This window comes from Rothia uropygioeca (assembly GCF_004136585.1).
Lineage (GTDB): Bacteria > Actinomycetota > Actinomycetes > Actinomycetales > Micrococcaceae > Rothia.
This window is the reverse complement of sequence record NZ_NOIR01000001.1, coordinates 467,957-479,556: the sequence shown is the minus strand read 5'-3', so window position 1 is coordinate 479,556 and position 11,600 is coordinate 467,957. Positions and strand designations below refer to the sequence as shown.

The window sequence follows — 11,600 nt, the reverse complement described above, 5'->3', positions numbered from 1 at the left end:
TGCGGTCCCGGCAGAGAAGTGACGCGGGGGTTGAACCGATCGACTGACATCAATTCATGGTCTTTTCGACCCAATGGCGCGCTGCCGTCAAACAATTCCGCGTGATTCAACGAAGGCCCACGTTTCGGCGACCGAATTATCAGCAAACTTTGAAACTTCGTGTCACACTTGAATCGTCAATCACATAATTTTACTAAGGAATCGTCCTCATGGCACTTCGATTCAACCCTCCGCCCCATTGGCCGCAGCCTCCGGAAGGTTGGTCCCCGGATCCAGGATGGCGTCCGGATCCCAGTTGGGGACCGGCCCCGCAAGGATGGTTTTTCTGGACCGATGAGAATGGCAACCCTGTCCCTTCGGCGCACCCCGAAGACCCATCGTTCATCCCTGACGAACCGCAGCAGGCACCACAACCGCACGAGGAGCAGCCGGGCGATGAAGCTCCCGATTCCTGGCAGAACGGCTGGGGCTCCTCGCAGGCCAGCCGCGCAGAGAATTCTCAGACTGAGGGACCGGCCCCCACACGTCAGTATCAACAGCAGCAACCCGACGGTTGGGGGCATCAGGGGCAGGAAAATCCGCCTCCGCAAGGAAGCGGATGGAACGGCAATCCGCGGAATCAGCCTCCTCGCAAAAAAAATTTCTTTGCGACCTCGGCCGGTATTCTCTCGATCATCGGCGCTATTCTTCTCATCCTGGTCATAGGTTTGGTTCTCGCGCTGACAGGGGTATTCGGTAACACGCAGGATTCGGGGGATTCGAAAGCGGCGACATCGAGTTCTGCGTCGGAATCCGGCAATGCCTCCGACAGCGCGAACAGCTCTCCGGAAGCTTCCGCTTCGGGCGACGGGCCGTCGGGAATGCGCCCCGAGCAGGCCAACATTCCGGCCAATGACGCCGACCCCGTCGTCGAGTTCACCGGGGAAGGCTCTCAGAAGGTCAAAACGGACAAGCTCGAGGATGGACAGGTCTACTACGTCGAGTACTGGTACCAGGGTGATTCGAACTTCGCCTTGTGGGGACTCGATGACAAGGGCGAGGACGCCGGGCTGTACGCCAATGACATCGACGAGACCTCCGGTTCCAGCTGGATAGATATGGATGGCCTTTACGGAAATCCCAAGGGATTCAACGTCGATGCCACGGACGGAAAATGGGAGATCAAGGTCTACGACGGCAATGCCATCAAGTCGGAAGGTGACAAGACGATGCAGAGCAACGGAACCGTCGCATTCGTGTACCAAGGACCCAAGAAGTCCGCGACCTTCGAGAACCTGGGCGATGATTCCTTCGAGGTGGAAGCATACGATCTCAAGGGGGATTCGGTATTCCACGAAAACGTCACCAAGGGCAACAAGGCCAATGTGAATTTCCCCGACGCGACCAAAGATGAGGCCAATGTTCTGGTCCAGGTCAAGGTGACGGACACGAAAGCACAATGGAAAATGTCTTTCAAATAGTCGGTGAGTAGGGCCTAAGAATTTCTCTTTTACGATCGGCCGCTCCGGATTGATTCTGGGGGGGCGGCGGCCGATCGCCTGTGGACAAGCGTCGGGAAGGTTTTCGGCTTGATTACCATGGGACGAGTGAAGGCGAAGAAACGACAGGAGCCGCGATGCCAGACCACAACCGCCGGCAGGTGCAGCGTGCAGGTCGCTCCGCGCTTTTGATCGATTGCGGTGGGATCGACGACGTCCTGGCCCTCCACACCGCGCTGACGGAGAATCCATTGCCGGATCAACTCGAATTGGTTCCGGCGGCCACGACCCTCCTTGCTCGCTTTCGTTCGCCCCTGCGCCCTGCCACGGCACGCGAGTTGGCAATCGAGTTGTCCACCATGATCGGCCGCCACGGCAGCTCTTCCCAGGCGCGTGAGGTCGAAATACCCGTCCGCTACGACGGAGAGGATCTGGAGGACGTCGCGGCTCACCTCGGCACTTCCACCGATGAAGTCGTCGCTCGCCATACGGCGACGACGTGGACGGCGGCCTTCTCCGGTTTTTCCCCCGGCTTCGCGTACCTCGTCGGGGTCGGCCGTCAGCCAACAACCGATCTTACGGTCCCTAGGCGGGACAACCCACGGACTAAGGTTCCTGCGGGTTCCGTCGCTCTGGCCGGCGAATTTTCCGCGGTATATCCCAGCGCTTCACCCGGCGGTTGGCAACTGATCGGCACGACGAACGCTCCCGTGTGGGACCTCGATCAGGAGGTTCCCGCCTTGATTACGCCGGGAACCGTGGTCCGATTCTTGCCCGCGCGGGATTCGGTGGAATTACAAGAAAAGAAGTCGGCACCCGGGAGAACCGGCCAGCAGGCGAAAGAAGCTTCAGCGGAGAGGACGGACCCTGTTCAGGACACGGTCGAAGCGCTTCGCATCGACGCCCCAGGACTCGCGACCATGGTTCAAGATCGGGGTCGAGAGGGACATACGGACTGGGGCGTGAGCCCTTCCGGCTGGGCCGACGCCGTAGCCGCCCAATCCGCGAATCGGCTCGTGGGCAACGAACCTGAAGCAAGCGTCCTCGAGAACACCGCCGGGGGCCTGGCAGCAACTGCGCTGATGGATACCGTCCTCGCCGTCACCGGCGCAGAAGCCGAGCTGACCGTCCAGACAGACGGCACCAGTTTCCGGGTTCCTCGGAACCGGCCCTTCGCCTTGCTGTCGGGCCAACGGCTCGCCATCGGCCCGGCCGTGCGTGGGCTGCGGATCTACCTGGCTGTACGCGGAGGAATCCGCGTGGATTCAGTCCTCGGGAGTACTGCCACGGATACCCTGGCCAAGTTGGGGCCCGCCCAGATGGTCAAGAACGCCGTCGTCCGCATTGGGCCCGAGCCCCGGCGTGCCGTCGAGTTGACCGGAGGCGGGGCGGAATTACCCCCTCCCCATGAGGTCACGGACATTCGGGTTTCTCCCGGCCCACGAATCGACTGGTTCACTTCTGAGTCCGTGCGCGAGACCTCACGGACCGTTTGGGCGGTCACCGAAGAAAGCAACCGGGTAGGCGTGCGCCTTGCGAGGCCCGCCGAGGAGCCCGATGAGGATCCGCTTCCCTCTCCGCTGACCCGCACGACAAAGGCCCAAGGTCGCGAATTGCCCAGCGAAGGCATCGTCGCCGGAGCCATCCAAGTGCCGCCCAGCGGAAACCCCGTGGTCTTCATGGCCGACCACCCCGTAACCGGTGGTTATCCGGTGATCGGAGTCGTTGAACCGGAATACTTGCGCCTCCTTGCACAGTCGCCGCCAGGCACACTGATCCGCCTCGTTTTCGACGCCGCCGAAGAGCCCATTCCAAACACCACACACCCCGGAGAAACCACATGCGCAAAGTCCTGATTGCCAACCGTTCGGAAATAGCGGTGCGTGTGATCCACGCGTGCGCAGAACGCGGCATCGGCACCGTTGCCGTCTACGCCGCTTCCGACGCAGAATCCCTCCACGTCCACCTCGCCGACGAGGCCTACGCGCTCGAAGGCAACGCTCCCGCAGAAACCTACCTCAATATCGAAAAACTCGTCGACATAGCGCAACGTTCCGGGGCCACGGATGTCCACCCCGGGTACGGCTTTCTGGCCGAGTCTGCAGATTTCGCGCGAGCCGTGGTCAGCGCGGGCTTGACGTGGATAGGCCCCACTGCCGAAACGATTGAGGCCCTCGGCGACAAGATTCAGGCCCGCTCCATCGCGACGACCGCCGGAGCACCGTTGGCTCCCGGGACAGACGGGCCGTTGGCGAACGCCCACGAAGCTCGGGACTTCGCCGAAGAGCACGGGTTGCCAATCATCATCAAAGCCGCACACGGTGGCGGCGGTCGCGGTATGCGCGTGGTCCGAGACCTCGACCAGGTCGAATCGGCCTTCGAAGCCGCCGCTCGCGAAGCCCACAGCGCATTCGGCCGGAGCGAATGCTTCGTCGAGCGCTTCCTCGAGAAGCCTCGCCACGTCGAGGCGCAGGTAATCGCCGATGCGCACGGAGGAGTCGTCGTGGTGGGAACCCGCGATTGTTCTCTGCAGCGCCGCAACCAGAAACTAGTGGAGGAAGCACCGGCGCCGTTCCTGAGCGACGAACAGCTGAAAAATATCGAGGAGGCATCCGCCGCGATCTTTCGTGAGGCCGGTTACGTCAATGCGGGGACGGTGGAGTTCCTGGTCGGCGCGGACGGACTGATCTCTTTTCTCGAGGTCAATACCCGTATCCAGGTCGAGCACCCCGTTACGGAAGAGACGTTCGGCGTCGACCTCGTAGGCATGCAGCTCGACGTCGCCGCCGGCGAACGCCTTCCTTTTGAGAGCGCCCCAAAAGCACATGGACACTCCATCGAGTTCCGCATTAATGCGGAAGATCCCGGACGGGGTTTCCTCCCTGCCGGCGGCACGATAACAGGGATCACGGTTCCCACGGGCCCCGGAATTCGATGGGATGCAGGTGTCATCACGGGTTCCGAGGTTGCCGGGGATTTCGATTCTCTTTTGGCCAAACTCATCGTGACCGGCTCGACTCGCGATGCCGCCCTGGCTCGAGCCCGTCGTGCCCTGGCCGAATTGATGCTCAGTGGAGTCTCGACCACTCTTCCATTCCACCGTGCCGTCCTCGGGCACGAGGACTTCACATCCTCTCCCTTCAGCGTCTACACGACCTGGATCGAGGACGTTCTGACTCCGCTCCTGGAATCCGACGGCGGCTACTGCGCTCCGCGCTATGCGGACAGGACGCTATTCGGTGGGTCCGTTTCCGACGCCACGGCCTCCGTCACGGCGGGGGTCGAAATCGAAGGCCGGCTGACCAAAGTTCGTTTCCCTGCCGAAGCACTCGCGAAAATCGGCGCTGGACTCGCTGATGGTCTCGGAGGCGTCCAGTTCTCAGGAGCCAGCGTCGTCCAGACGGACGCGCCGGAGTCGAGCGACGTCGAGGTCACCGCAACTCTCAGCGGCTCATTGGTTCGATGGGAGGCGGAAGATTCCGCGACCGTAGAGGAAGGGCAGACGTTGGCGATAGTGGAGGCCATGAAAACGGAGATGCCGATGGAATCTCCGGCGGCCGGTGTCTTTCGCCGGGAGCCCGTGGAACCGGGACAGAAGCTATCGGCCGGAATGATCTTGGGTCGAATCGAAACAGCAAACTGACTACCACCGGGCCACGAGGTGCGGTGGTCAGGGACGCGACGTCGCTCCGCGAAGGCCACTCGCGCGCGTGAATCGTTGGGAAGGAGCTGCCCCTCCGCGGCGATTCAAGAGCGTTGAGCACAAGTGCGGCCCTGGTTGATGCCGCATCGTAGACCCTTGGCCACCGGGAGGTTTAAACGTGCTAACCGTTCCACAAGGTTGAAAGCTGACCCACGGCGCTGGCTCCCAAGTACAAGGTCAACAGCCACACCAGCACGCCCACGACGATCAGCCACTTCGGGTATTTGTAACCGCTCAGCAAATCTCGGCGGAAAATCGCGACGATCAAGATCACGGTGAACCCCAGAGGGAGGATCAGACCGTTGATAGTACCGGCGATGACCAACAACGTTCCTGGTGCCTTGCCCAAGGAGAAGAAAACGACCGTGGAGAGCACGATCATGCCGACCGTCAGCACGTTGCGGACCCAAGTCTTGGTGTTCCGTGTGGTCATGAAGGATACGGATGTATAAGCGGCGCCAATCACCGACGAAATCGATGCGGCCCACAGGATCACGCCGAAGAGACGCAGCCCGATTTCGCCCGCTGCGTGCTGAAATGCCTCCGCCGCGAGGTTGGAACTGGTCAGCGTCACGCCTCCGGCGACAACACCGAGGATCGCGAGGAAAAGAAGGTAGCGCATCACGCCGGTGACCACGATCGAGGTGATGGACGCATTGGAGATGGATTTGACGTCGTCGACTCCGGAGACGCCGGCGTCGATCATGCGGTGTGCGCCGGCGTAGGTGATGTAGCCACCCACGGTTCCGCCGATCAAGGTCGTGATCACGGCCAGATCGACGTTGTCCGGGAAAACGGTCTGGCGCAGGGCATCGCCGATGGGCGGTCCCGACACCACCGCGACATATCCGGTAATCAGGATCATCAGGACCCCGAGCACGACCACGATCTTGTCCAAGGCCACTCCGGCTTTCTTCGACAAGAACACGAGGACCGCCAATACGGCCGTAATGATACCTCCCCAGGTGGAGTCCAGCCCCGTCATCGCGTTGATGCCGAGTCCTCCGCCGGCAACGTTGCCGACGTTGAACACGAAGCCGCCGAAAACCACGAAAACGCCCAGAAGAATGCCCACACCCGGCAGAATTCTGTTGCCGAGTTCGCTGGCCCGCAGACCGCTGACGCCGATCACACGCCACACATTCAGTTGAACGGCGATATCAACGAGAATCGACAGGAAGATCGCGAAAGCGAAGGCGGCACCCATCTTGACCGTGAAGGTCGCCGTCTGCGTGATGAATCCCGGGCCGATCGCCGATGTCGCCATGAGAAACAACGCGCCCAGCAAGATGGAACGCTTCGACTCGGCATGGGGCAGCTTGCTTTTGACGACGGCGTCGCCTGCGGCCGTCTCCGGGCGCCCCTCTTCCGCGTGCCCTGAAGAGTTTGCCCAGGGCAGATCGGGCTTTTCCCGGGAAGGGCTGTTGTCTGTCATGTGAGCCTCTCAAGGGCGGAAACGCTGGACCGAGCTGAACCAGCGACGAAATAGTACCAGAGAGTTCGTTAGCTACAGCACATCGATCCGACCTTGGCACCAGGGCCACGAGAAGCTCCCATGCCAGGAGATTCTACGAGGTTCCTCATGGCAATTTTCGGGTCAAGTGGCCTGCTGCGAGCGGGCCTTTCTCAGAGCGATGCGGTAGGAACGGGCAGCACGAATGGCGTCGATGATCAGGACGAGAATCGCGAGCCAGACGATGGCAAACCCGATCCATCGGCCCGTTGACATCTCCTCCCCGAGGAGCAGGTACCCGGCCAGAAACTGCATGATGGGGGTGAAATACTGCACCATTCCCACATATGACAGGGGCAAACGAGTAGCAGCACCCGCGAAAGTCAGGAGCGGGATCAGGGTGATGAATCCGGTGCCCACGAGCAATGCGGTTTTGAGGAGGCCGATCTGGCCGAAAGCAAGACCACCGCCCACCGTTCCGACCAGCGCCAGCACGATGACCGAGGGAATGAACAACCACGCCGTTTCGAAGGTCAGACCCGTCAACGAGTCGACGCGTCCACCGACGTTCTTCTTGACCAAGCCGTACAGCGCAAAACTGCCCGCGATCAACAGGGACATCCACGGAAGCGACCCGTATTCGACCGTGAGGACAACGATGGCGACCAGACTGATTCCCACCGCGATCCATTGAAGTCTGCGCAATTTCTCATGCAGTACAAATACCCCGAGCACGATCGTCGCGACCGGATTGATGAAGTATCCGAGGGAAGCTTCGAGCACGTGCCCGGTCGTCGTCGCAAAAATATAAACCAGCCAGTTGATGGAAACAATGCCCCCGGCCATGCCCAAGGTCAGGTTCACACGCCGGTCCTTGAAAGCAGCTGCCACGCGCCCCCACGATCGCGTCGCGGTTACCAGCAGTACGCACAGGCACAAGGAGAACACGATGCGCCATCCCAAGATTTCGAAGGCGCCTGTGGGCTTGATCGCGGCGAAGTACAGGGGAAGGAAGCCCCAGAGGCCGTACGAGATGAAAGCGAGAATGAAACCGGTCTTGAGGTCTTTTCGCGGGTTCCGACCCGCCGACTCTTCCGGGACGATGACCTCGGGCAAGGCACCCGTGATCGTCGGTGGCTCCTGCCTGGGCACGGCAGAGTTCACGTCCGAACCCTCCGGAGGGCTATCCGATGCTCTGCCGCTGCCGGAGGAGTCATGCGCTGGGGTCAACGATTGGTCCTTCCCAATGTGTGCCGGAGTGCCGGTTCGATTTCTGCGAATCGGAACGAGTACCCGTGGTTTTCCAGAGCCTGGGGTACCAGAGCGGCGGAACTCAGTGCGAGCTCGCGAGCCCCTTGCTTTCCAAGAAGCAGTCCCGGCGCTTGCTTGGGCGTGGGTACGATGCTCGGGCGCCGAAGAATCGAGGCCAAGGTTTTGGCGAATTCCTTCTGCCGAACCGGATGGGGAGCCGCGGCATTGACCGGGCCGGATACCTCGGGGTCGGCTACCGCGAACGCGTATACCTGAGCGAGGTCTTCCAGGCTGATCCACGGTTGCCACTGTTCTCCCCCCGCCAAGGGGACCGCCGGCGCCCGCTAGGTACAGAGGCAGCTGAGCGGCCAGAAGCCCGCCTGACGAGCTGAGCACCAGACCCGTCCGGACGAGGACGACACGCGTTCCGAAGTCTTCGGCTTTCCGCGCGGCGGCTTCCCATTGGGTGCAGACATCGGCCAAGAAATCCTGCCCTGGACCGTCGGTCTCTGTGACGACGTCGGCCTCATGCCCGTAATACCCGCTCGCCGAGGCGTTGATCAGGACCCTGGGTCCGCCGCTTTCGGCGACCTCCCGCATGGCGGCAACGATGGTCTCGGTGCTCTTGAGACGGGATTCGAGCACCGCACGACGATGCTTCTCGGTGAAAGGTCCGGCAATTCCGGTGCCGGCCAGGTTGATGACGGCATCCAGGCCCACGAGATGTTGAGGGTCCAGGGTTTGCTGTTCCGGGTCCCAAGCAATTTGTCCCTCGCCGATGGTTCCGCTGAAGCCCTGACGGCGTTTGAGGTGGATGACCTCATGTCCCGCGGCGCGCAGAAGAGCCGAAACCTGCGTTCCGACGAGCCCGGATGCACCGGCGATCGCGACTTTGAGCTTTTCGGTGCCCGAGCCCTTGCTCTCACGGTGGTCGTCGAGGTAGGAAGCGAAGTCCAAATCCGCCTGCGTCTGATCCGTACGGAATGCGAAGACGCGCTCGAGCTCTTTGTTGAAAACATGGGCGCTGAATTTGAAACGATTCTCCAGCCCACCCGGCAATTCGTAATTCACGGTGTCGGAGACCATCGTCTGGCCCTGCTCCGCGTCCGTGAATTGGTGCCGATGATTCCAGGACTTGAGCGGACCCCTCTTCATCTCGTCCGTGAAGCCCGCACCCGGCACGTACTCGGTATGTTCCGCCGTCCAGCGTGTTCCTGGCCGGATCGGTATGCTGCCGGGAAGCAGCCCTTCGGCCCATTGAACCCCCATGAGCAATTCGGTTTTCGAACCGACCTCGAGTCCGTGGGTCGGTTCGGTCAGGACCTTGGAGTTCCACGGCGGGGTGAGCCTGACTACCGCTCCCGCCCTGCCGTACCACTCGGTCACGGCGGATCGAGGATGAGTGATGTGCGCATTGTGTTCGAATGTGGTCATAGGTCATCTCTCACTTTCTCCCACGGCTCGATATCGCCGGGGATAACCCTGAACAGGGGGTGGTTCTTGAGGGTCGCATTTCGCAGGTCGGATTCGAGGCGTCCAACGAGTTTGGGGGCACGTATGCGCAATTTGAACATCAGCAGCTCGGCCTCATAGTCAAGTTGGCCCTGTGTCACGGGGATCGTCGGAACCGTACGGGAACCGTCGGAAACCGGGGTATTTCCCGGGGCTCGCTGCAAAACCTCCGGTTCGGCCTCTCCGTCGGAATTTCCTCCGGGGCTCGCCTCGGCACTAGGTTCAGACAGCTCGACCCAGTCCGGCCCGGGCTGGGTAAGTTCGGTTTCCCCGGAAAGCAGCGGTCCCTTGACGATTTTTTCGACGTCGAACGTGTAGCCGCGCGACGTAGCCTCTCTATGGATGCCTCTGAGAAACGCGGACAACGCCGCTCGAGGGTCATCGGCCTGCCGGAAGCGGACGAGCTGGGGGTGTTGCCGGTAACCATGGGTGGCCCCCGCCAGGACTTTTTGGGCCAGCAGCGCTTCCCTCCAGGCGGCCACGAGTCCTTTGGCATCCAAGTAGGACGGGTCGAGGGACCAAAGCCTCACGCAGACCTCCTGTGGCGGTTCGAAGACCGGGACCGAAATTGCCCCGGTGTCGCCTGCCCCACATTACTCGTTCCAAGTCCGGGCGTCGCGCTTGTTTTCGGTGGTTTGACGTTATCCTTCGCGGAACTCCATCTCGATCCGCTCGAGCGACTTGTCCTTGGTCTCCGGGGCCTTGAGACGGACCCATACGAGAGCCAGAATTTGCAGGACGACGAACATCGCGATGGTCGGGCCGAATCCGAGCGCCGCGGAGAGCAACGGGAAGAGCAGGGCCACCAAGAAGTTCACGCTCCACTGGACACCCGTACTGATCCCCATCGCCACGCCTCGAACCGTCAGGGGGAAGATTTCGGACATGTACAACCAGGTCATCGTGCCGATGGCGCACTGGGAGATGCCCACGAAGACTACGATCGAGAACAATATGATCCACCGCTTCGCGGACGCATCGTCGCTCATGAGTATCGATGTCGCTGCCAGAATGGAGAGCATGACGATGGTTCCGGTCAGTCCTGAACTCAACATGAGTTTGCGCCGGACGTGCGGCATGATGACCAGAGCCACCCCGACCCCGACGACCCCGGCAAGACCGATCAGAAGGTTCACCACGAAAGCAGTGTTCCCCACGAAACCGGCGTCCGTCAGAATGGTGACGCCGTAGTACTGGACCACGTTGATCCCGGAAATCTGGTTGATGACCGCCATTCCGACGCCGATGAACAGGATCCTCCGGATCCACGGCGTTGCGAACACATCACCGAGGGTCCCCGACGCGGCCTGCTCGTCCTTTGCGGCAAGTTCTTTGACTTCCTCGAGCTCGTCCGAAGAGAACGTGTGCTCGCGAACTTCGCGAAGCACTTCCAGCATTTCGTCAATCCGCCCGCCACGAGCCAACCATCGGGGAGATTCCGGGACGGCGATCATTCCTGCCCACAGAATGATGGCCGGCACAATGCACATCGCAAGCATCCACCGCCACGTATTGGCTTGCCCGGCATCGGCGACACCCGCGATGCCCGCGTTGAACCCGAAAGCCAGGAGCTGACCGAAGACCACCATGAATTCGTTCTGGGAAATGACCCTCCCTCGCAGATGAGTGGGAGCGAGTTCCGCCAGGTAAACGGGAACGGTGACGGATGCACCGCCGACGGCCAGACCCACGACAACCCGGAAGAGGGACAGGATCCACCAGGCCGGAGCCAGGACCGAGCCAATCGCCCCGAAGGTGAAGAGAGCGGCCACCACGACCACCGTCCGGTGCCTCCCCTGGCGGTCGGAGAAGCGCCCGCCGAAAACGGCACCAAAGATCGCGCCGAATTGGAGGGCAGAGGTCACGAAGCCCTCGTACTTCTCGTCCATACCGAAATCGGCAGCCATGGATGGCAGGGCCCCGTTGATGACACCTGTGTCATAACCGAAAAGCAGCCCACCCACCGTGAGGATCATGGCCGCCACCCGCATTTTCCCTGTCAGCTTCGTCTCCGGTGCATCCGGAGCTTTGATTTCGGGGCGAACCTGCGATTCTGAACTGGGTGCCATGACGGCTTACCCTCCTCATTGAAATACGGCGGTGACTTCTCATCTCTAGCCGAAGCCACTATGTCGTGCCTCATCCACCCCGCCTATATGACAGAACAGACCTGGTCAACGCGGGGTTCTTGGATCATTCGGCC

The 11,600-nt window shown here is 61.3% G+C and carries 7 protein-coding genes; 3 read left to right on the top strand and 4 right to left on the bottom strand.

What is annotated here, in order from left to right:
• Positions 1 to 209 precede the first annotated feature (209 nt).
• From EWR20_RS12735 to EWR20_RS02065, 3 genes are all read left to right on the top strand, one after another.
• Positions 210 to 1,460, top strand: coding sequence for a hypothetical protein (locus EWR20_RS12735; RefSeq protein ID WP_129358545.1), 1,251 nt, complete (start codon positions 210 to 212; stop codon positions 1,458 to 1,460).
• 155 nt (positions 1,461 to 1,615) lie between these two features.
• Positions 1,616 to 3,334 carry a 5-oxoprolinase subunit B/C family protein gene (locus EWR20_RS02070; RefSeq protein WP_129358544.1) on the top strand — a complete coding sequence of 573 codons (1,719 nt, stop codon included), beginning with the start codon at positions 1,616 to 1,618 and terminating at the stop codon, positions 3,332 to 3,334.
• Entirely contained in the window at positions 3,319 to 5,121 is a 1,803-nt protein-coding gene (locus EWR20_RS02065) for an acetyl/propionyl/methylcrotonyl-CoA carboxylase subunit alpha (RefSeq protein ID WP_129358543.1), read from the top strand. The genes EWR20_RS02070 and EWR20_RS02065 overlap by 16 nt, the downstream gene beginning before the upstream one ends.
• Positions 5,122 to 5,302: 181 nt before the next feature.
• Here the strand turns inward: EWR20_RS02065 and EWR20_RS02060 are convergent, their stop codons facing one another.
• From EWR20_RS02060 to EWR20_RS02045, 4 genes are all read right to left on the bottom strand, one after another.
• Complete coding sequence (locus EWR20_RS02060) at positions 5,303 to 6,616, bottom strand: NRAMP family divalent metal transporter (RefSeq protein WP_129358542.1); 1,314 nt, start codon at positions 6,614 to 6,616, stop codon at positions 5,303 to 5,305.
• Between the two features lie 162 nt (positions 6,617 to 6,778).
• Positions 6,779 to 9,319: an EamA family transporter RarD gene (rarD, locus tag EWR20_RS13185; RefSeq protein WP_129358541.1), complete on the bottom strand. Its 2,541-nt coding sequence runs from the start codon at positions 9,317 to 9,319 to the stop codon at positions 6,779 to 6,781.
• The gene (locus EWR20_RS12730; protein WP_193553874.1) at positions 9,316 to 9,927 is read right to left on the bottom strand and encodes a pyrimidine dimer DNA glycosylase/endonuclease V; all 612 of its coding nucleotides are present in this window, start codon (positions 9,925 to 9,927) and stop codon (positions 9,316 to 9,318) included. Before EWR20_RS12730 ends, rarD begins: the two co-directional genes overlap by 4 nt.
• A gap of 111 nt (positions 9,928 to 10,038) precedes the next feature.
• On the bottom strand, positions 10,039 to 11,466 hold the full coding sequence (locus tag EWR20_RS02045; RefSeq protein ID WP_238147521.1) for a sugar porter family MFS transporter: 1,428 nt from the start codon (positions 11,464 to 11,466) through the stop codon (positions 10,039 to 10,041).
• Positions 11,467 to 11,600: the final 134 nt, after the last annotated feature.

Coding starts and splice junctions, on each gene's coding strand:
- EWR20_RS12735 (WP_129358545.1), top strand. CDS start 210: ATGGCACTTCGATTCAACCCTCCGCCCCATTGGCCGCAGCCTCCGGAA.
- EWR20_RS02070 (WP_129358544.1), top strand. CDS start 1,616: ATGCCAGACCACAACCGCCGGCAGGTGCAGCGTGCAGGTCGCTCCGCG.
- EWR20_RS02065 (WP_129358543.1), top strand. CDS start 3,319: ATGCGCAAAGTCCTGATTGCCAACCGTTCGGAAATAGCGGTGCGTGTG.
- EWR20_RS02060 (WP_129358542.1), bottom strand. CDS start 6,616: ATGACAGACAACAGCCCTTCCCGGGAAAAGCCCGATCTGCCCTGGGCA.
- rarD (WP_129358541.1), bottom strand. CDS start 9,319: ATGACCACATTCGAACACAATGCGCACATCACTCATCCTCGATCCGCC.
- EWR20_RS02045 (WP_238147521.1), bottom strand. CDS start 11,466: ATGGCACCCAGTTCAGAATCGCAGGTTCGCCCCGAAATCAAAGCTCCG.